Below are 20,379 nucleotides of genomic sequence, written 5' to 3'. Positions count from 1 at the left end.
CTTTGTGAGGTACTGAGACTGGTTTCCGGAACTCGAACTCCATCGTCCGAGCGATATAGCTCAAATCACCTCCGATTTTCGTCGGAAGTGTCGCTGTGAGCAATCCTTGGACGACGAGACGTCCCTCGTCGTCAGGCTCGGTGTGAATCGCCTGTTGGTCACCCGAGATCTCGCCGAACTGGCGAACATCCTCTTTCGTAAACGTTCGTTCGAAGGTGTACACTTCATCTTCTTCCGGTGGCGAGGATATCGACATGAGTGCTTCATCTCGAAGTCGAGGCGCACCGATTAAAAGTCACGGCGCGTCAGAGGTCTGTTCTCCAGCGAACGGGGAATGACTCGTCTATACTTACCGATCACCCGGTCCAGCGGGGAACTATTTTAGAATCCCTCTCACGTCAGTCGTTTTGATCGGCCTCTCTGGCTGTGGTTGACGAGGTCCAGACTGCGCTCGAGGGAGAGTCGCCGATGCTCCGAGAGGTTCAGGACGACGGCTTGGCCGTCGACGCGGAAGCCGACGTATTCGACTGCGTCTCGGTGGGACTGACCGGGCGATGCTACTGGTACCGATTCCGAACTTGCTACAGGTACATTCCCGTTCATTCGTTGCTCGCGGGCGGTTCGGTGACCCCCGCACCCCTCTCGGGGGCAATAAACACCACCAGCCCAGAATTATCCTTGAGTTACAACAGATCCGCTGATTTGCTCTACGAGGGTGGAGCTGCTCAGACCATCTCCTGTTGGAGTAATCCCTGTAAACACGGGAGTCCCGAACGTTAACTACCGGGGAAGCATACGTCTATGTATGACAATTACGACTGAGTTTTCCCTCAGTTCACCGTCTCTCCCGCTAGTCAGTATCACTGAGAGACTCCCACCGGACCAAATTGAGTGCGTCCATGGGCTCTGTTTCGAACAGGACGCCCGGATGTTCATCGTCAAAATCGATTCCGAAGTCAACGTTTCAGAAGCCGACTTGGAATCGCTGGACGAAGTCCAAGAGGCGACAACGATCGGCTACGCGGGCGAGGAAACCGTCCACAACCTTACGATAGACCTCGACGACGCGATCTCGGACGTATTCAGTGGGGGCAGTTCCGTAGCGGCCAAACTCGAGCCGACCGTCGTCACACCGGACGGATGGTACGAAAGGAAAGTGTACAAGGACCGTGATGTGTTCATGGAGTCCCGGACCCGCTGTGAGAACTACGGGATTTCGCTCGACCTCATCTCGATGACCTCCACTTCCGCTGCATCGGACGATGCTATCCCGTTTGGGTTGACTGAACGGCAATACGAGGCGCTGACACTCGCGCTCTCTCGTGGCTACTACGAGAGCCCACGACAGACCTCGACTGAGGAGCTCGCTACGGAACTCGGCATCTCACAACCCTCGCTCTCGAGACTCCTCAGGCGGGGTGAGCGTCAGCTACTCTCTTCGGCACTCCAAACACAGGAGCACTTAAACACAGTTTCCAATTAGCACCGTCGCTATCTGGCCGTAGTCCCTCTGATATTGTAGACAGAGACCTACTATGAAGACAGTTGAACTCAACAACGGTGTGGAGATGCCGATTCTCGGATTCGGCACGTATCAAATCGAGGACCTCGACGAGTGCGAACGAAGTGTTTCGGAAGCCCTCGAAACAGGGTATCGACTCATCGATACTGCGGCGTCGTATGAGAACGAGGAGGCGGTCGGGCGGGCAATCGAGAAGAGCGACGTGTCGCGAGACGAGGTGTTCGTTACGTCAAAACTCTGGGTGCAGGACACTGGCTACGAGGCTACGTTGGACGCGTTCGAGCGATCGTTGGACCGACTGGGCCTCGACTACCTCGACCTGTTTCTGATTCATCAGCCCTACGGCGACGTCCACTGTTCGTGGCAGGCTATGGAAGACCTCTACGAGGACGGCAAGATCAGGGCGATCGGGGTCAGCAACTTCCATCCCGACCGGGTGATGGACCTTATGGTCCACAACGACGTCGTGCCGGCAGTAAATCAGATCGAGACGCATCCCTTCTACCAGCGAACCGAGGATGCAGCATTCCTCGAGGAACACGGCATCCAACACGAGTCGTGGGGGCCGTTCGCCGAAGGCAGAACAACATCTTCGAGCACGACGTGCTGACCACGATCGGAGACCGCCACGGCAAATCCGCTGCACAGGTGGTGCTTCGATGGCTCATCCAGCGCGACATTGTAGCGATTCCAAAATCGGTCCACGCCGATCGGATCGCCGAGAACTTCGAGGTCTTCGACTTCGAACTCACCGACGAGGAGATGGAGACGGTCGCTGAACTAAACGAGGGCGAAAGCCAGTTCTTCGACCACCGAGATCCGGAGATGGTGAAGTGGCTGGGGGAAGCTGAGCGCGAGACCTAAGTCTCGATTACGGAGCGATTCCCTTCGGCCAGAACTAAACATGACTGCGGTACGCGTCGGTCACAGATACTTAAACGCGGTATTTCGTTAGCATCACACCCAAGCGATTCACGTCCTTTGTTCAAACCGAGCACGACGATGGAATACACGACTCTTGGTTCGACCGGAATGGAGGTCAGCCGTATTTGTCTCGGCGGGATGAGCTTCGGCGTGAGCGACCTTCACGACTGGACGCTCGACGAGGAGGGCTCGCGCGAGATCATCGAACGCGCGATTGATCTCGGTATCAACTTCTTCGACACGGCCAACGCGTACTCGAACGGGGAGTCCGAGGAGATCATCGGGGACGTTCTCGGGGAGTACGACCGCGATGAACACGTCGTCGCCACGAAATGCTACTTCCCAACCAACCTCTTCTCCGATACAGACGAGCCCCACCCGAACGCGTCGGGACTCTCCCGGAAGACTGTCGAACAGGAACTGGAGAATTCGCTAGACAGACTGGGGATGGATACCATCGACCTCTACCAGATCCACCGGTGGGACTACGAGACACCCATCGAGCAAACGCTGCGTGCCCTTGATGACGCAGTACGACGCGGGAAGGTTCGATACATCGGCGCGTCGTCGATGTGGACTCACCAGTTCGCCGAGGCACTGTACACCAGCGAGCACCTAGATCTTGAACAGTTCGTGACGATGCAGGACCACTACAACCTCGTCTACCGCGAAGGCGAGCGGGAGATGTTCCCCTTCTGCGAGAAAGAAGACATCGGCGTCATCCCGTGGAGTCCGCTCGCACAAGGATACCTCACCCGCCCCCACGAAGAGATGACGGCGACGACCCGCGGCGAAGAGCTCACCGAGACGCACGAGGAATACCGGATGGGCGGCGGACCGGCCGTCAACGAGCGAGTTGAGGAACTCGCTGCGGAGAAGGGGGTGACGATGGCACAGCTCTCGCTGGCGTGGTTACTCCACCAGGACGTCGTCGATGTACCGATCGTCGGCACCACGAGCGTCGAACATCTCGAACAAGCCGTCGAAGCACTCGATATCGACCTGACGGATTCAGAGCTAGAGTACTTGGAAGAACCGTACGAGCCCCTGCCGATTGCTGGGGCTCCTGTCCCTGGGTCGGAAGCCAACTAGCGCCTCGGTGATATGAGGCCGCAGTCACTCCACAATGAGAGAGAATACCCTACGTACTTCGAACGATTCAGAGATCGATAGAACGAGTCGGCGAAAACTGCTAGGGGCAGCTGCAGTGGCAGGAGGTGGATTCCTTGCGGGATGCATAGACCCAAGCGGGTCCGAGACGGAAGAGCAGAATACCCCCTCCCAGACTGCGGATGAGAACGGCGTGTTGATCGTGTTTTTCTCTCGTACGGAAAACACCCAGGCTGTCGCTGAAATCATTCAGCAAGAAGTGGGTGGAGAGCTGTTCGAAGTGTTGCCGGCAGACCCGTACCCCGTCGATTACGACACGCTCGTCTCACAGGTAGACCAAGAAAACGAAGAGGGCTATACACCGCCTCTCCAATGCAACGTGGAGAATATCGAGGCGTATGACACCGTATTTTTCGGTGCCCCGACGTGGGATATGCAGTTGCCACCGCCGATGAAGACCTTTCTGAGTGAACACGATTTGGGCGGGAAGACTGTGGTCCCGTTCAATACGAATGGTGGGTATGGCGTCGGGAGTAGCTTTCAAACGATAGAAGACCGCTGTCCAGATGCCGATGTACGGGAGGGCTTCTCCACGAGGGGTGGGTTGGAGAGAGATGGTGTGTACCTGGCAATCAAAGACGATCGGCGGGAGGAAGTCAGGGCGGAAGTGACTGAGTGGTTACAGAGGATTCAGATGTAACCTCGGCCTTGCCGGTACCGCGGCCGCACCCCTCTCAGAGGTTCAACAAACAGGACGGCGTAGCGTTCGGCAACGTATTTGGCAGTTGCAACGTACTGTCCACATAATTGAGGATGGCTGTACTGGACGATCTCTCGGGGTTCGAGTTTGAGGACGTAATGGAGGACGTGTTCCGGACCCTCGGCTACGAGAACGTCCGCCAGGCCGACCGCACGGCCGACGAGGGTCGCGACGTCATCATGGAGGAGGTCGTCGACGGCACGCGGCGTGCGATCATCGTCGAGTGCAAGCACACGGGGACGGTCGGGCGGCCGGTCGTCCAGAAGCTCCACTCGGCGATCGCGACGTTCGACTTCGACGGCCCCAAACGCGGAATGGTCGTCACGACCGGCCGGTTCACGAACCCTGCTCAGGAGTACGCTGACCGCCTCCAGCAGAACGACGACCCGCACCCAATCGAGCTGCTCGACGGCGAGGACCTCCGGGAGATTGCCAACGAGATCGGCCTCGACCTCTACAACGGTCGCATCGAGATTCTCTGCGACGAGACGCTCCGCCCGTACGACCCGGCCGCCGACGTCGATGCGCCAGTCACGGAGGCGTTCCGCGACATCGAGAACATCGAGGCCGCCGACCTCCCAGACCCACACTCATCGGTGACGTTCCGCCCGGTGGTCGCTGTCACCGCGGACACGAACGCTGTCTTCGAGACGTCGGTGGGCGTCATCCACCGGATCAACGACCGCACGCGGTTCGTCGCCCACGCCGAGCGGGGGCAGCCGCAGGTCGTCGACGAGGACGTCGCGACGCTGGTCACCGAGAACCTTCACGCGACGGTCGACCTCGATACCGAGCAGTTCGCGGAGGTGTTCGATGACGTCGAGGAGCGCCGGTTCGGGCAGACCCAAACCGAGTACAAGGAGTGGGCCGTCGAGCGGCTCCAGCAGCACCACACGACGACGGTGACCTACACCGGCGACAACAACGTCACGTACAACAAGACCTGCGAGCCGAACCGCTCGGACATCTCTGTCCAGTCGATCGAACCAGTGTACCTCCCCGAGGTTCGGCACACTACCGACATCCAGGAGTACACCTACCCCTACGAGTACTACGCGGCAGGCCCGTCGAGAGTGACCGCCGAGGACGGCATCCATCAGTGCGTCCACTGTGACACGAGTGGCGTAACCGAGACGTACACCTACTGTCCGAACTGCGGGGCCATCGCCTGCTCCAGCCACACCAAAACGGAGCGGCTGGAAGGCGAGCCGATCTGTACGGGGTGTGCGGTGACGGAACGGTTCGCGCTGAAGACGAAGTACTTCTACGACGAACAGAATCTCGAGGCGTTCCGCGAGGAGTACGCCGCGATGCCGCTTCACGAGAAGGCGATGGAGAACAAGTGGCTGGCTGGGGGGAGCGTGGTCGCGACGCTGCTGCTCGTCGTCGGACTACTCGTCATCGGCGGCATCATCTGAGCGGGCTAAGCGTTCACGCCGGCTCAGCGACCACCTCTTCGAGCGCGTGCTCAAGCGGGCCGTGGAACTGCCAGCTGGCCCGCTCGAAGGCTCCCTCGGTCGGACCATCCCAGCGCGGGAAGGCGGAGTGACCACTCACCTTGACGGTCCACTCGGACGGCTCCTCGAACGGGTTCCGGGTCGGGAGCTCGACGACGTAGAGGTACTCCTCGTCGCCGTGAATGCCGTCGGCTGGGTTCTCGACGCCGTGTCCGAGCAGGAACATCGGCTGGTCGAGGTGCTCCATATTGTCCGGCTCGAGGAGATCCGCTGGCTGTGTTGCGTCGATTGTTCGATCTGGGTCACCATCCAGATACAGGTCGATCGTCGAGAGCTTGTCGAGGAACACGAACGACGCTGCCGTGTAACCCGGTCCTCGCTCGGCACGGGTCGCGTCGAGAAGTTCCTTCAACTGCGCAAGATCGCGAAGCACGCTCTCCGGGTAGCCATCCGAATGTCGGTACACTTGCGCGACGCGGTCGTTATCGGTTGGTTCGCCGTCCTGGTCCACTCGTTCGACGAATCTGAGTTGACTCCGTGTCGACATCGATCATCGCCGGCACGTGTGCGCCGGCACCCCTCACCGGCGCAAAAACAACTCGCTCCGTTCATTCGGGCGGTGGAAGAGGTTGAATCGGGAGCTGTTCGAGTTGTCTGTGACAGCCCGCACAGACTGTCAGTAAGTTCTGCCGCACGTCGGCATCCTCGAGTCCTTGATCGGAAGCTCCGACAAACTCTGACCGCGGGATTCGATGATGGACGTGAAGATCCATCCCGTATTCGTCCTGATGCCGTTCGCGAGCCATTCCACACCAAACGCACTGTTCATTGTCCCGGCGGATGACCTCTTCGCGCTTGATGTGCCAATTCTCGCCGAACCGCTGCGTGGGTCGGAGGGTCTTTCGCAGCAGGTACTCCTCCAGTATTTGTTGATCACTTGCCCGGAGTGCCGCTTCCCACGATGAGAAGATTCGCCGGATTGGAACAGGCGAACAGGACCCATATTTTCGAACGTCTGTTGTCGTCGGTGGGCGACCCAACCGCTTGTAGAGGGTCCGTAGCTCCTTACAGGCTTCCTCCTCGGTGAAGGGATCCGGTTGGTTTAGCGAGGCTCCAACCGATTGAAGCGCAGCATTCCACGACCCAAATCTCCGCCTGTAGGGTTCGGGGCTGTATTCCCCATGCTCGATCATATCCCGCTTGCGAGGGGTTCGATCCAACTCATCAATCAGGCGTTCGAGTTCCGTCTGAAGTTCGGCTCGGGACAGCGCATCCGGCTGGTTTGAGCCATATCCCGCGGCCTCCAGCGCCTCGTTCCAGCTACCGAACTCCGATAGGTACACCCAGCTACTGAACGTCCCTTCCTCATCCATTTCGGCAGCGGTCGGCGACGAACCAAGTCGGCTTCCGAGACGCCGTAACTCGGCAAGGAGTTCGTCACAGTTCACTTTCCACTGTTTTGTAGGCTGATGACCCGCTTTTCGCAGAGCATCGTTCCAGCTGCCGAATCGATTCTGATACGTCGTTACGCTGTACCTCCCTTGCTGCTTCATATCCTGCTGGCGCGGTGTCCTATCTAGTTTTTCAGTTAGTCGATCAAGTTCCTCCAGTAGCTCTCGGTCTTCGATATTCGCTGTGCTACTGTGCATCGGTTCCAGCCCTGCTTCCTCTACTGCGTCGTTCCAGCTCCCGAACCGGTCTTGATATGTTGATCTCGAATAGGAGCTCAATTCGTCTATTTCACGGAGTGAGGGCGGCCGACCGAGTTGATCCGCAATGGATTGGAGTTCCTCTATGAGTTTCTCAGCGGGAATACGACTCGGACTCATGTTCTCACCGGTGGCGTCACCAATCGCGGACGGATTCACCCATCTTGGTATATGAATATTCAGGACCCGCACTGGCTCGCCGGCACCCCTCACCGGCGCAGAAACGACATCACGAGTTGTCGATATTCGAACTTCGCTATGCGAGATGCGCCACCTCGTTTGGTTCCTCGACGTCATCGAACTCGCCGCGCTTGACAGGGTCCCAGTCCTCACCCGGCTCTGGACTCCACCAGTCGACCTTGTAGGCGCCCGGTGCGCCGAAGATTTTCACGCGGGCCGACCCATCAGGCAGGTCGCGCCGCAGTTTCTCGTCGACGTGGAGGTTCCAGGTCGTGGTTGAATCGAAGCAGGCGAGCACGGCCTCCTCGTAGCCGCGCGTCTCTCGGGATTCCTGGAGTTCGACCTGGGTGTTGCAGTTCTTGCAGAACACCCCCTCGAACGGGATGTGGGTGAAGACCTCCTGCCCGCAGACGGGACACCAGAGGAACTCGAACAGTGCCTCGCTGTGTCGGTCAAGTACTTCGAGACTCATTGGTTGACTCACCCGGTCGTACCGGGCCACCACCTCGTGCCCGGCCGAAAAACAGCGCCCACCGCTCACTCACTCACCGTTCGGCGCCGTAGACGATGCGTGAGGGGGCTTCGTACCCACAGTCGGGGCAGTCGTACCATCGCTGGATTTTCGCCCCGTCTGCTGCCTTCTCGCCGACGCGAACGTCGTTGTTCGGACACTCCAGGCAGCTGAGGTCCGGGGCCGGCCGCTCCCGGAGTTCGTCACGGAACGACGTCGCGTCCTTCGTCTCGTATCCCCGCGACCACACCGGGTAGCCGTCGACGAGAATCACCCCGCGCCACTTGTACCGGTAGGAATCCGGGGCTCGATGCAGGACGGCTCGCGCACCGGTCTCGGCGTTCCGATACGCAAGCGTCGGCGAGCGGCTCTCGCGTCGCCAGTTGGTGATCCTGGGCATTATTCAGAAGTGGACGTCAGCGGGTACGATCCAGAGCTCCTCACTCTCCTCGAGGAGTCGATCCAGCTGTCCACGGTGACGAATGCCGGTTCCGTGTTCGGTGTACAGGAAGATCGTCGGGCCGTCGTACGCACCGACCTGGTGGAAGGCGTGTCGGGCGAGGTCCTCGTCGCGCATGATCTCCTCGTCGGAGAGCTCGTCGATGGCCTCCTTCACCCGGTCGAGATTACGCTCGAATTCCTCCTTCGTCGCCTCCCAGCCACGCTCGAGCAGGTCCTGGCCGTCGTCGGAGTCGACGGGGGCTGCCGTCGGCAACTCCCCCCAACGTGCCTTCCCCGCAACGGACGTGTCCTCCTCGTCGAAGGTCACATAGTAATCGAAGACGGCGCTGGCGTGTGGGTCCGCGCCGACCAGGCGGTCGAACACCGAATTTCCGGTGGCCTGTGCGTCGTCGTGGGTCGATTCTTCTACCAGAGCGTAAATTACCATGTGCATCTCGAACACCTCGAAACGCCGACGCACCGGGAGTGATTGCTCGCTCGCTCCAGCTGCGCCGGCACCCATCGCCGGCGCTCGAAAAACCTGATCTAGCGGTCGATTTTTAGGACTCGTTCGCTCGGTCGACTGTGATGGTTAGATCGCCCGACGCGTAGTCGGCCTCGAAGTCGACCGCGAACGCGTCCGCCTCGTAGGCGGCGTGGTAGGCGCGGTGGCGTTCGAGCGAGCCTGTCGCCTTGAAGTGGAAGAACGCAGCCGACGTGTAGGGCTTACTCTGCGTCTCGATTTGCGTTTCGACTGACGCCGGAAGTGCGATCTGTGGCGTGTCGGTGTCAACACTCGCAGCGAACTCCTTTGCCTCCTTGACGGTCGCCTGCGAATGGGCGGGCGTCTCACCGGTTACCACGTTCATCGGCGTCTCCGTGTCGTCGGTGAACAGGACATCGTGGAAGGTGCGCGTCCCGAGACTGCGTCAGGACCTAACTCGCAATCGTGGAATGGATCGTCGTCTGGATTCTCGGGCATCAAATCACGAGCCCACGGTGGGGCTCAGTCCTTTCTGCCCCAGACAAACCACAACTTGTCTCGATGTAGCGGAGGTAAGTCCCGAAAAAAGAGCGTCCTGCCCGCACTTCCCGCCGCAGAATCAGGCGTCGATGATTCGATCGGGCTCAATCCGGGACAACCGCATCGCGTTCCCGGTGACGCCGAGGCTCATCCCCATATCTCCGACAACGACTGCCAGCGCAACGCTGACCAGGCCCAGCGGCACGCCTAGCGCGAGTAGGAGCTTCACGCCGAGGCTGGCCCAGATGTTTTGCCGGATCACACCGTTGGCCGTATGCGACAGATCGTACAGGTACGGGAGTTTCCCGATGTCGTCGCCCATCAACGCAATATCAGCCGTTTCGAGGGCGGTGTCGGTGCCCGCCGCGCCCATCGCGATGCCGACCTCCGCAGTGGCGAGCGCGGGGGCGTCATTGATGCCGTCGCCGACCATCGCAACCTCCCCGTACTCCGCCTGTAACTCTTCGACTGCGTCGACCTTCTCGTCGGGCAGGAGTTCGGCGCGATACTCATCGACACCGACCTGCTCGGCGATGGCGCGGGCGGTGCCCTCGTTGTCGCCGGTCAGCATCACCACGCGCTCGACGCCCAGCTCGTGCAGGCGTTCGACAGCCCGCTTCGAGGCCGGGCGAACCTCGTCGGCGATGGCGATCGCACCCAGCAGTTCCGACTCCGTCCCGACGATGACGACCGTCTTGCCCTCCCGCTCCAGCGCGGAGAGTGCATTCTCGGCAAACGCCCCGTCGTCGGACTCTGACGACTCTTCCGCTACGACGCCGCCGTCCGTCTCGCGGCGTGCTCGAGCGAGGTCGAAGCCCAGCTCCTCGAAGAGCGCGGGCTTGCCCGCATAGTACGTCTTGCCGTCGATCTCGCCCCGGATGCCCTTCCCCGTGAGGCTCTCGAAACTCGTCGCATCGGGCAGATTACCCACGCCCGTCTCCTCAGCACGGGCGAGAATGGCCGCAGCGATGGGGTGCTCACTGCGACGCTCCAGTCCGGCGGCGCGACGGAGCAGATCGTCCTCCGTGGTGTCACCGACCGGGACGACATCGGTGACGGCGAGTTCGCCCTTCGTGAGCGTCCCCGTCTTGTCGAGCGCGACGGCATCGACTTCGCCCATCGCCTCGAGGTAGTTGCCGCCCTTGATCAGGACGCCGTTCTTCGCGGCGCTCGTAATTCCCGACACCACCGAGACGGGCGTCGAGATGACGAACGCACAGGGACAGGCGATCACCAGCAGGGTGAGCCCCCGGATGAACCACGTCTGCCAGTCGCTCGCGAAGGTGAACCCGTACCCGGCCAGGTCGACCGAGATGGGGTCGGCGATGACCAGCGGCGGGATTGCGGCGGTCAGGATTGCCAGCACGACGACGAGGGGTGTGTAGTAGCCGGAGAAGCGGTCGACGAACTGCTCAGACTCGGTCTTCTTCGCCTGTGCGCCCTGGACCATCTCGATGATGCGCGAGAGCGTCGAATCGCCAGCGGTTGAGGTGACCTCTACCTCGAGGTACCCCTCTTCGTTGATCGCGCCGGCGTAGACCTCATCGCCCGTCTGCTTGTCGACGGGGACGCTCTCGCCCGTGATCGGCGACTGGTCGACTGCACTCTCGCCGTCGATGACCGTTCCGTCGAGCGGAATCTTGTCGCCGGGGCGGACGACGACGGTCTCGCCAACGTCGACCTCCTCGGCGGGAACGGTCACTTCCTCACCATCGCGAAGGACGGTCGCCTCGTCGGGCGAGAGTTCCATCAGCTCGCGCAGGGAGTCCCGTGCCCTGTCCATCGCGTAGTCCTCGAGCAGCTCGGCGATGCTGAATAGGACGGCCAGCGTGGCGGCCTCGACGAAGTAGCCGATACCGGTCGCCGCGATGATCGCCGTCCCCATCAGCAGGTCGATGTCGAGGCTTCGGTTCTTCGCGGAGTAGTACCCGCTACGGACGACGGGGATGCCGCTGGCGGCGACGGCGCCGAGGAACAGGACATCTGCGATGTGGAGCGGGTACTCGAGGACGCTCGCCACCGTGACGTTCTGTCCGGTGAGGAGGAATTCGAAGAGGAGGCCGAGCGTGACGAACGCCGCGCCGAGCCACGTCTTCTTCGCGCGAGGACTCGTCCAGACCTCCGATGGTGGCGCGATGTCGACGCCGTCGGTCGCCTGGTTGTCCTCATCATCGCCCTCAGCGTCCGAGCCCCCGACGACCTCGTAGCCGGCGCCTTCAATCGCCTTGATTACGTCGGCTTCGCTAGTCCGATCAGGGTCGTACGTGACGTTGGCCGTGCCGGTGGTCGGCTGGAGCGTGGCGTCAGTAATGCCGTCGACACGCTGGAGGCTCTTGTCCACCTTTTGGGCGCAAGAGGGACAGTCCATCTCGGGAACGGCGAGGCGGGCGGTCAGCTCACGTCGCTGTCCGCCGCCGCTCGTTTCTCCTGCTGCGTCCGGATTCTCTGTCATTACCTCACGGTAGGAGTGGGAGTTCCATATGTCTTTGTTGGAATATTCCAACTGCGGCCCTCAGTGCGATGCCAGCCGTTCTTCCGCTACCCGCTCGCCGGCGACATGTTGCTTCGCCAAATGTTCTTCCGCCCGACGGAGTCGGTAGGTGAGTGTTGACCGTGGCACGTCGAGATGCTCGGCGAGTTCGCCGACGTCGACCTCGCGGGGTGACTCGTAGTAGCCGTGTTCGACAGCGGCCTGGAGTGCGGCCTCCTGTGCTGGCGGCAGGCCGCTCGGTGTCCCGTCGCCTCCCCCAGCTGATGTCGTCGTATCCGCGGTGCGGAGCATCTCCATCTGGGCGCATTCCCCGACGGCAACCCCGAGGGAATCGAAGAACGCCGCCACATCGCCCTCGTCGGAGTGAATGAGCCGCCACGTGTAGTGGCGGCCCTCGTGACGGGTCTCGAACAGCACACCGTCGCCGAGGTGGTCGCGGGCGATGTGGGGGACTGAGGCACAGGCAGGGGTCCGCTCCCAGTCGGAGTAGAGGATGAGCGTGTCGTCCGTGCGGTCGAGGACACGGGTGGTCTGGGTTGCGCCGCAGTCCTCGGTGGCGAGACAGTCGGCGTAGTAGTCGCTGTTGCGAAACGCGTCCTCGATGGCGTCGAGTGCGTCCGGAGTGCCGGTGGCATGGTCGACTCGCCAGAGCTGGTCGGCAGTGGCGTGCAGCGAGAGTGAACGAACGCGAGCGTCGGGGTGGTCTGCGAGGGCGTCCGCCACCCTGTTGCAGCCGGGCTCGTATTCGAGAGCGAAGACGAGTTCGCGCATACCCCGACTAAGGCCTGCCACGACATAACCCATGGCTTGGGGCGATGTCTACTGGCGGGTATCAGATCACGTCGTCCGGGTCGTGAACCTCCTGCATTCGCTGTGCTTCGGCCGCGTATTGCTCCTGGAGGTCGGGGTCATCGACCATGCCAAGATTGCCGGGTTCAGCATCGACTGCTGCTGTCGTATCTCGGACGTCGGTGAAGGACGTGAGTGCGCGTTCCTTCCGATAGTACTGTTCTCCATCGGGTGTTGCGTAGGTGAGGATGATCAGGTTCTGCTCGTCATCGGAGTACGTCCGTTCGACAAGCCAAACACGAACGTCATCTTCAGACTGATTTGACATACTTAGACGTCCCCCGATATCCACTAAGGGATTGGTGTTACGGCTTGCCGAGACTCGCTGTCTCGAAGGGTGATTCTCCGGTCGGAATGAGCAGCTCCTGTCGGTCTCCGACCCGCTCAGCGAGCTTCCGTTTCAGATACTGTATCGCCGTTGACGGCGTGAAGACGCCCTTATCGAGCATGTCGCCGACGACGTCTTTGAGGGCCGCGAACTGTCCCTGTAGGTGGCCGTCGCCGACCGGCTTGCCGTCGTACCAGCGCACCGTCGCGAGCGCGCCGTTCCCGACGGTCTCTCCCTGTTCGACCGTCTCCGAGTCGTACTGCAGCCCGAACCACAGCGTCCGATAGGCGGTCACCTCGAAGGTGGGTGACACCACGAAGATCGCCTCGTGGTGGAGATAGTCGAGGTGGTCCGCGACGATCTCGTCGAGGGTGAGCCCGGTGGCACGGGGCTTCGGCTTGACGACCGACGACGGACGATCCTCGCCGGCGAGGTAGCCGTCGACGCCATCTGCTTCGAGGCCATCGGCCAGTTCCGCCAGCAGCTGTTTCGCCCACTTCGAGTCGGTGTCGTCGCCACCGAACGGTGTTTCGGCCGAGATTCGGTGCTTGAGCTTCAGGTTCGCTGCGCCCCAATGGCTGTAGTGGAGCGTGTACTGTTCGTCTGTGCGTTCGTACGCAACGAGTGCGCGGTGACCCATCGAGTAATCACCTCACGGGGCGACCGCGACTGGATCGCCCCGCACCCCTCCCGGGGGATGAACAACTCTACTCGTCGATCGGTTCGGGGGAACTGAGGTCCGCGTAGAGGACTTCGCCGTCGCGAACGACGTACCGCTTCGCCAGCACTGGGAAGCGACACTTCGTGAACCCCGCTGTCTGGATGTCGAGTTCCTCGTCAGCTTCGAGGTGGTCGGCAAGTTCTCGCAAGAATTCGTGGGTCACGATGCCGCCTTCGTAGTCCGGGAGGCCGTTCTCGCGCGCCTCGTACACTTCGAAATCGTCGAATCCCCAGATGGTGAGTTCGCCTTGGTCGGTGACCTCCCAGCTGAGCGTTCCAAAGCAGTAGCTCTCACAGAGCTCTCGGACTGCCTGTGGATCCGATACGATCGCGCCGGTTGACGTCGTCGCAGCTTGTAGTGTCGCCATGTCTGGACTCACGGGGAAGTCCCGCACCCCTCTTGGGGGGCGATAAACCGACGCTGGAAGTGCCCCTGGCGTCGACGGCGATGACGATCAGTCGTCTGTTGGGGCGTCTGGTCCGCTCCCGTCCTCTGGTCGCGTGAGTAGGCTCACTTCTTCTAGGCGGTCTCTTGCAGTCTCGACTCGCTCTCGATCCGCGTCGTCCAACCGGTCGACGTCGAGCCGGCTGAGATTGCTGAGCACACGATGCATCCGGTAGCCTTGTTCGACTTGCTGATTCATCGGAAGCGCCTCACCACTCGCCGGCGCAGAAAGACTCCTTACGAGACTGTCGTCGGCGCATCAGCGTCGCCACCAGTGCCCGTCGCGACGCGTTGCCGCCAGGAGGTCACTCTCACACCCGTCGTCCAGCATCGTGTCCGGGCTGTGGGATGCCTCGCCGGTCGGCCGTAGTTCCTCAAAGTCAGAATATCGATCGTACATCGGTTGGCTCATACCTTCTGTCGGTATGGCATTTCAACGTCCGGACGCCTTCGCTCGCATCGACCTCTTGATTATACAAGACAGTACAAACATATATGAGAGTAGGGTGCGAACACCGTCCCAAGAGGTGCCACCCATGACTGAATCCCCGCGAGATGGGGTCCAATCGTGGACTGAGTCGATGAGCGCCCGCGACCGCATTCGGGCGGTCGCCGAGTCACTTCGCGAACCCCGCTCAGTTAACTGGATCAGCGAGCAGGCCGACGCCGCCTGGAGCACGACCAACGAGGAACTTCAGGATCTCGTCGACCAGGGCCAGTTGCGTCGCGTTGAGGCTGGCGAGACCACGCGCTACCAGCCAGACTACACGCGACTGCTCTTCGAGGAGATCCGCACGCTCATCGAGGAAAACACCCGCGAGGAGCTGCGGAGTGAATTGGCCGCGATTACCGAGGAGATCGAGGAGTGGCAGGCAACCTACGACGTCGAGACGTGGGAGGATCTTGAACAGTCGCTCGCCGACGGCGATCTCGCAAGTGCCGAGCTCCGCGAGCGCCGCGACGTCATCGCGTTCTGGCGTGAGAACGAGGAGGATCGTCGCCTCATCAAGCACGCACTGGAACTCTACTCCGACGTCGAAGCCGCCCGCGAGCAGATGACCGACATGGCTGACCGCGCCACGAGCTAATCCTCCTCTTTCACAGAATGATCTTTCTTGCCGGTCGCGATCGCTATACACAGCGGACTCTTCTCCGCGACGTTCACGACCGGTTGACGAGGCAGGCTGGGTGTGAGGACGTGCGCTATCGGCCGTCTCGACGCCGTCCCCGGTACGTTATCGCGGATGTCGATCCGACGACGTTCCTGAGTGACTCCTACGACGCGGCGACCGCACGACTGGAGATTCGCTTCTGGTACCCCGCCGGCGTCGACCATGAATACTACCGCATCAACTGGGTCGAACCGGACCGAAATCTGATGCTCGGCTTCCACCAGGACGCCGACCATCCGGACCTTGGGCCCTGTCACATCCAACTCAACCACGACGACACGCCGGTTGATCGGCATCGCGCATCGGTTCTCGATGCGCATCCACTCGCCGTCCTTGATGACCGACTCCAACAGTTCCCGGCGGCGGTAGAGGCGATTCGCTGGGAGAATGGAGCGCCGTCGCTTCCTACCTGGCCTGTCTAGACAGCGAGTTCATCGAGCGTCTGGTGATGCGTCACGACGCTAAGAATGTTCGGACAGAGAAGTGCAGGTGAACAGAGTAGGTGTCGAGTGTTACAGTGGGGGGGACAGTAGATGTCGAGTGTTACAGTGGGGGGAGGGGGACAGTAGATGTCGAGTGTTAGCGCCGGCGAGAGTAGGCGGGGATGAGGAGAGTGGCGACGTGCTGAGTCCGCTTCGCTGACGGCCTTCTCTCTTTCTTCTTCTAGCTTCTAGACTAGCTAGTAAGTAGTAGTATGTAGATTATATCTTTCGGTTCCGGCAAAGCGCTTGATTCTGGGTTCACACGCCATCTTCGTCGTGGTTACACTCGACATCCTCTCTATCTCTGCCACTTAAAGGAATCTATCACTCGACGCACTCGACACGTGGTTTTAAGTCCCTCCAGTTGGTTGATGTCGCCAATATGGGGATCTTCGACGGCGCGACCGACGGCATCTACCGCGACAAAGACGTCTTGGACGAAGACTACCAACCCGACCAAGTCCTCGAACGCGAAGACGAGATCGCCGACTATCGCGACGCCCTCCTCGACGTCCTCTTCGGCCGCACTCCCGACAACATCTTCCTCTACGGCAAAGCCGGCGTCGGCAAAACAGCTGTCACCAACTTCGTCCTCGGCGAACTCCAAGCCGAAGTCGAAACTCGCGACACCGCCGACCCCATCCACATCTCCCGCGTCAACTGCGACAGCGAAACCACCTACAGCGTCATCCGGGAACTCGCGAACGGACTCCTCCCCGCAACCCACTCCCCCTACGCCGCAAAAGGCTACTCCACTAGCGACCTCTTCGACGAACTCTACACCCAGATGGAGCGCGTCGGCGGCACCCACCTCATCGTCCTCGACGAAGTCGACCACCTCACCGACCCCGACGCACTCCTCTACCAGCTCCCCCGCGCACGCGCAAACGGCTACCTCAACGATGCTCGTGTCGGCATCATCGGCATCTCGAACAACTACACCTTCCGCAACACCCTCTCCTCGAAAGTCAAATCGACCCTCATGGAGACCGAAATCTCCTTCTCGACGTACGACGCCGACGAACTCGTCTCCATCCTTGAACACCGCGCCGACCTCGCCTTCCAACCCGGCGTCTGCGAGGACTCCGCGATAACACTCTGCGCCGCGTACGCCGCGAAAGACGACGCTCCGCCCGTCAAGCAATCGATCTGCTACGCGCCGCCGCAGACGCCGCCTGGAAAGCAGACGACCCCACCATCACCGACGCCCACGTCAAGGATGTCCGCGATGACGTCGACCGCGGCCAACTCCACGACAAGATCAGCGACCAGACAACGAACGCACAGCGCGTCCTCGAAGCCGCCGCACGACTCCAGAACAAACACGGCGAGCCCGCACGCACACGCGAAATCCAGGAGTCCTACCAGCAGCTCGCGCGCTCCTACGGCGACCCTGACCCGAGCACGTCACTCAAGTTCGCACAGCGCCATCTCGACGACCTCGAAATGCTCGGATTCGTCATTAAGAGCGAAGAGAACCGCGGCAAGGGCGGTGGCCGCAGCTATATTTGGGAAGTCGATATGGACCTCGAAACGGTCATCGATGTCCGCGAAGACATTGAGCAGACAAACGCCGCGTAATCGGAATCTCTGACCCCCACGAGAGATGGGGTCAACAGCCGAGAGCCGGCAACAACGGTGTCGTGGAAGCGGGCGAAAGAAGCGGCGCAAAACGAGTTAGAGTCACGCAACTGGAACCCCATGTCAGGACTACGATGTCCAGATTCCCACATCTGAGATAAAGGTCTCCCTCACACGTGAGGCGTGCGACGGACGCCTGTACAGGGGAACTTTACCCGTGCGCAGTTCCGAGTAGTCGATATGCCGTTCGTTGCTGAGTCCGCCGACAACGGCCCTATTGCGCCACCGGAGGCCGAAGCCGGCGAGACGTACACGTGTCCCGAGTGCGATGGCGACCTCAGTATTCGGTCCTCCCACCCCCGAGGCAACATCTTCGTCTCCCGCCATTTCTACCATCTCGGGGGAGACGGCGGGTCGTGTGGCGGAGAGTCCGACCAGCACCGGCGCATGAAGGCCGTCGCGTACTCGAAAGCGGCTGACCGATGGCCAGACGCGACTGTCTCCTACGAAGAACCCGTCGGCGACCGCCAAGCCGACGTCCTCGTCGAGTTCGTAGAGCGCCACCCGAACTACGGTGACGGCGTCGCTATCGAGTGCCAGTATCGGAACGGCGGGAAGGACTATGACGCGACCGAGCATACGTACGCCGACAACGGCTACTCGACGCTCTGGCTCGAAGAGGAGCACTTCGAGCGGAAGGACGTCGACCTTGACGCCGGTGACTGGCGGCTCGGCTGGCCGCTCGCGACGCCGTCGACTGACGAGTGGACGGGCTACCACGGCGTCGTCCGGTGGCTCCAGCAGGATAAGGACGCGCCAGTCGAACTCGAAATCCCGTTTCCTGAAGAGTGCATTGAGGATCTCTTCTCCATAGAGTGGACGCGCGGGCACATCTGGTACAACCGGCGGTATAACGCAGACGAAGGCCGAGTCCACGTCTACGGCCCATCGCCGGCCGACGAAGACGAGCTTCCGGACTGTCCGGAGTGTGAGCGTTATCTCCTCCCGGAGATTGGTGGATTCGAGTGTCCGGATCCATATTGTTCCGGGTGGCTCCCACACCAAGATGTCGACGGTTCAGTGGACAACTACGCGGAGAAGATCGGGATCGCGGAAGAAGAGGACGAAGACGAGGAGAGCGACACACACCCAGGACTGATCTGCTCGGTCTGCAAGACCGACTTGAAGCGCCGAGAGGGCGAGTGGCGATGTCCGAACCCCGATTGCACCAATCCACGCGACCGCGACCGAAAGGACCAGATACACCAAGACACCCCTCGACAGGGGTTCATCCCGACTGTCGACGGCGTCTGCGAGGAGGGTGAGCACCGGATTGAGAGCCAACGGTGTGCGCGCTGTGGGACTTCGACACAGTCACTCGTTGACTGGCACGGCCACACGCTCGGCTAGCCGTGCGGCTCCTATTTGTCAGCCGAGGGCCTTCACCTGAATATTCAGATAGAGCTCGTGTGGGTGTCTGGAAGGCGACTTACCACCGTTTGATCAGTCCATGCGTCCAGTTGACGATGAGCCGATCAAAGCTGGACGGAAGGTCGTGGCTGCGCGCGCAGCGACCCTGTGGAGCGAGCACGGAGCGGTGGGTGGGGCGGCGGGGTCTGGGTCTGGTCCGGCAGAAAAAAGAAAGAGACTGCGGGTCGCCCTACTCCCACCAGGCTTCGCGGTCGGGGAAGAGCATGGTGGTCCAGCCGGTGACCGCGATCGAGACGCGGCCCTGGTACCAGCTCGTGCTTGCACCGCGAATCTGCACGCGCTCACCTTCCTCAACGATCTTCGGATTCGACCGGACCCAGCTGGTGAATTTCGTCTTTCCGCTCTCGTCCTCGATCAGTCCGACTTGCTCAACTGCCGGGTCTGGGGCGTCCCACAGTTGCACGACTGTCCCCTCAACACTCACCTCGCCACGATCGACGTCCCCAACGCGATCGATGGGGATGATCTGTCCGGGTGCAGCCTCAAGGTCGTCTTTCACGTCGAGGACGGCACTGGGGATGTCCGCGCCGTCGCGCACCGCTTGTGCGAGCCGCCGGCTGATCGCCGCCCGCGACCACCCATCGAGCTCGCCCGCCAACCGCCCGGCTTGCTCGTTCACCGCCCCGAGTTCGTCCTGGGAGAGCATCTCGCGAGGATCATTGTCGGGACTCAGCGACTGGTCCACGCTGGCCGCCCGCCGCTCGAACGCCCTGGTCCACGCGGCGCTCCGCTCGCTCGCGACGTCGCGCGCCCGCCGTGCACGGCCCTCCTGCTCGCCCAACTCTGCTTGAGCGCTGATCCGCTCAAGTTCTGCTTCGCGCGCCTTGATGCGTTCTTCCTGTGCGAGCGTCACACCGGGAATCCGCTCCTGACTCGCATCCGCGATTCCGTCCGGGTGGTTCGCGTCCACCTTTGCCTGCGTCTCTTCTTGGACCGTGGCCTGGAACGCCGGCGTCTCCGCCACCACCGTGAAGCCGTCCTCATCAACTGTCTCGCGCTCGCCGCCGCCAAACTGTTCATCCACCGAAACAACCTTCTGACTCGCGTTCTGACTCGACATTGCAGATTACCTCGAAGGCGCTCACGCGCCGACTCGCCGCGATGCTACAACATCGCGGCATTCCTCACACAACGACCGATAGTGACGTCTCTGCGCTCTCGCTCGCGCCTTCGCCTCGCCCC

21 protein-coding genes and 3 pseudogenes are annotated in these 20,379 nt (G+C 61.2%); 10 read left to right on the top strand and 14 right to left on the bottom strand.

The window, feature by feature from the left end:
* A pseudogene (locus tag AOZ13_RS14995) lies at window positions 1-256 on the bottom strand (dehydratase); the annotation flags it as partial.
* A 549-nt stretch (window positions 257-805) separates the two neighbouring features.
* Between AOZ13_RS14995 and AOZ13_RS09190 the strand changes: the two are divergent.
* The 6 genes from AOZ13_RS09190 (at window position 806) to AOZ13_RS09170 (ending at window position 5,734) form a co-directional block, all read left to right on the top strand.
* Window positions 806-1,483: a helix-turn-helix domain-containing protein gene (locus AOZ13_RS09190; protein WP_234402862.1), complete on the top strand. Its 678-nt coding sequence runs from the start codon at window positions 806-808 to the stop codon at window positions 1,481-1,483.
* 52 nt (window positions 1,484-1,535) lie between these two features.
* Window positions 1,536-2,132, top strand: coding sequence for an aldo/keto reductase (locus AOZ13_RS09185; RefSeq protein ID WP_267879322.1), 597 nt, complete (start codon window positions 1,536-1,538; stop codon window positions 2,130-2,132).
* Window positions 2,126-2,386 (top strand): aldo/keto reductase, encoded by a 261-nt coding sequence (locus tag AOZ13_RS15900; RefSeq protein WP_267879321.1) that lies wholly within the window; start codon window positions 2,126-2,128, stop codon window positions 2,384-2,386. Before AOZ13_RS09185 ends, AOZ13_RS15900 begins: the two co-directional genes overlap by 7 nt.
* 138 nt (window positions 2,387-2,524) lie before the next feature.
* Window positions 2,525-3,538 carry an aldo/keto reductase gene (locus AOZ13_RS09180; RefSeq protein ID WP_044957539.1) on the top strand — a complete coding sequence of 338 codons (1,014 nt, stop codon included), beginning with the start codon at window positions 2,525-2,527 and terminating at the stop codon, window positions 3,536-3,538.
* A 34-nt stretch (window positions 3,539-3,572) separates the two neighbouring features.
* Window positions 3,573-4,256, top strand: a complete 684-nt coding sequence (locus AOZ13_RS09175) for a flavodoxin (RefSeq protein ID WP_234402861.1) — start codon at window positions 3,573-3,575, stop codon at window positions 4,254-4,256.
* A 113-nt stretch (window positions 4,257-4,369) separates the two neighbouring features.
* On the top strand, window positions 4,370-5,734 hold the full coding sequence (locus AOZ13_RS09170; RefSeq protein ID WP_021780413.1) for a restriction endonuclease: 1,365 nt from the start codon (window positions 4,370-4,372) through the stop codon (window positions 5,732-5,734).
* A gap of 13 nt (window positions 5,735-5,747) precedes the next feature.
* Here AOZ13_RS09170 and AOZ13_RS09165 read toward each other — a convergent pair whose 3' ends face one another.
* The 12 genes and pseudogenes from AOZ13_RS09165 to AOZ13_RS14990 all read right to left on the bottom strand — a co-directional run bounded on the left by AOZ13_RS09165 (window position 5,748) and on the right by AOZ13_RS14990 (window position 14,670).
* Complete coding sequence (locus tag AOZ13_RS09165; RefSeq protein WP_044957538.1) at window positions 5,748-6,320, bottom strand: hypothetical protein; 573 nt, start codon at window positions 6,318-6,320, stop codon at window positions 5,748-5,750.
* A 61-nt stretch (window positions 6,321-6,381) separates the two neighbouring features.
* Window positions 6,382-7,695: a homing endonuclease associated repeat-containing protein gene (locus AOZ13_RS09160; protein WP_158545167.1), complete on the bottom strand. Its 1,314-nt coding sequence runs from the start codon at window positions 7,693-7,695 to the stop codon at window positions 6,382-6,384.
* A gap of 43 nt (window positions 7,696-7,738) precedes the next feature.
* Complete coding sequence (locus tag AOZ13_RS09155) at window positions 7,739-8,134, bottom strand: DUF7567 family protein (RefSeq protein ID WP_021780411.1); 396 nt, start codon at window positions 8,132-8,134, stop codon at window positions 7,739-7,741.
* Window positions 8,135-8,207: 73 nt separating this feature from the next.
* Window positions 8,208-8,573 (bottom strand): DUF7568 family protein, encoded by a 366-nt coding sequence (locus tag AOZ13_RS09150; RefSeq protein WP_020221065.1) that lies wholly within the window; start codon window positions 8,571-8,573, stop codon window positions 8,208-8,210.
* A 3-nt stretch (window positions 8,574-8,576) separates the two neighbouring features.
* Window positions 8,577-9,068, bottom strand: coding sequence for a hypothetical protein (locus AOZ13_RS09145; RefSeq protein ID WP_044957261.1), 492 nt, complete (start codon window positions 9,066-9,068; stop codon window positions 8,577-8,579).
* A 106-nt stretch (window positions 9,069-9,174) separates the two neighbouring features.
* A pseudogene (locus AOZ13_RS09140) lies at window positions 9,175-9,596 on the bottom strand (hypothetical protein).
* 121 nt (window positions 9,597-9,717) lie between these two features.
* Window positions 9,718-12,090, bottom strand: coding sequence for a heavy metal translocating P-type ATPase (locus AOZ13_RS09135; RefSeq protein ID WP_199896995.1), 2,373 nt, complete (start codon window positions 12,088-12,090; stop codon window positions 9,718-9,720).
* 60 nt (window positions 12,091-12,150) lie between these two features.
* A complete protein-coding gene (locus AOZ13_RS09130) occupies window positions 12,151-12,900 on the bottom strand; it encodes a helix-turn-helix domain-containing protein (protein ID WP_006183449.1) in 750 nt (249 codons plus the stop codon).
* Between the two features lie 61 nt (window positions 12,901-12,961).
* Entirely contained in the window at window positions 12,962-13,246 is a 285-nt protein-coding gene (locus tag AOZ13_RS09125; protein WP_006183450.1) for a hypothetical protein, read from the bottom strand.
* Window positions 13,247-13,283: 37 nt separating this feature from the next.
* Window positions 13,284-13,946: a DUF6735 family protein gene (locus AOZ13_RS09120; protein ID WP_020221060.1), complete on the bottom strand. Its 663-nt coding sequence runs from the start codon at window positions 13,944-13,946 to the stop codon at window positions 13,284-13,286.
* A gap of 67 nt (window positions 13,947-14,013) precedes the next feature.
* Complete coding sequence (locus AOZ13_RS09115) at window positions 14,014-14,394, bottom strand: hypothetical protein (protein ID WP_020221059.1); 381 nt, start codon at window positions 14,392-14,394, stop codon at window positions 14,014-14,016.
* Window positions 14,395-14,481: 87 nt separating this feature from the next.
* The gene (locus tag AOZ13_RS14990) at window positions 14,482-14,670 is read right to left on the bottom strand and encodes a hypothetical protein (RefSeq protein ID WP_081641507.1); all 189 of its coding nucleotides are present in this window, start codon (window positions 14,668-14,670) and stop codon (window positions 14,482-14,484) included.
* Between the two features lie 337 nt (window positions 14,671-15,007).
* Between AOZ13_RS14990 and AOZ13_RS09105 the strand changes: the two genes are divergently transcribed.
* The 4 genes and pseudogenes from AOZ13_RS09105 (at window position 15,008) to AOZ13_RS09090 (ending at window position 19,116) form a co-directional block, all read left to right on the top strand.
* Window positions 15,008-15,559 carry a DUF7342 family protein gene (locus AOZ13_RS09105; RefSeq protein ID WP_044957257.1) on the top strand — a complete coding sequence of 184 codons (552 nt, stop codon included), beginning with the start codon at window positions 15,008-15,010 and terminating at the stop codon, window positions 15,557-15,559.
* Between the two features lie 17 nt (window positions 15,560-15,576).
* Entirely contained in the window at window positions 15,577-16,065 is a 489-nt protein-coding gene (locus AOZ13_RS15740) for a hypothetical protein (protein WP_020221057.1), read from the top strand.
* Window positions 16,066-16,507: 442 nt separating this feature from the next.
* Window positions 16,508-17,706, top strand: a pseudogene (locus AOZ13_RS15735) (Cdc6/Cdc18 family protein).
* A 240-nt stretch (window positions 17,707-17,946) separates the two neighbouring features.
* Window positions 17,947-19,116: a competence protein CoiA family protein gene (locus tag AOZ13_RS09090; RefSeq protein WP_020221055.1), complete on the top strand. Its 1,170-nt coding sequence runs from the start codon at window positions 17,947-17,949 to the stop codon at window positions 19,114-19,116.
* A gap of 250 nt (window positions 19,117-19,366) precedes the next feature.
* On the opposite strand, the gene AOZ13_RS09085 is transcribed toward AOZ13_RS09090, so the two are convergent.
* Window positions 19,367-20,257 carry a hypothetical protein gene (locus AOZ13_RS09085; protein ID WP_020221054.1) on the bottom strand — a complete coding sequence of 297 codons (891 nt, stop codon included), beginning with the start codon at window positions 20,255-20,257 and terminating at the stop codon, window positions 19,367-19,369.
* Between the last annotated feature and the right edge of the window lie 122 nt (window positions 20,258-20,379).

Source organism: Halarchaeum acidiphilum MH1-52-1, from assembly GCF_000474235.1.
Classification (GTDB): Archaea; Halobacteriota; Halobacteria; order Halobacteriales; family Halobacteriaceae; genus Halarchaeum; species Halarchaeum acidiphilum.
Note: the sequence above shows the minus strand (reverse complement) of the source record. Positions and strands in the feature narration are given on the sequence as shown.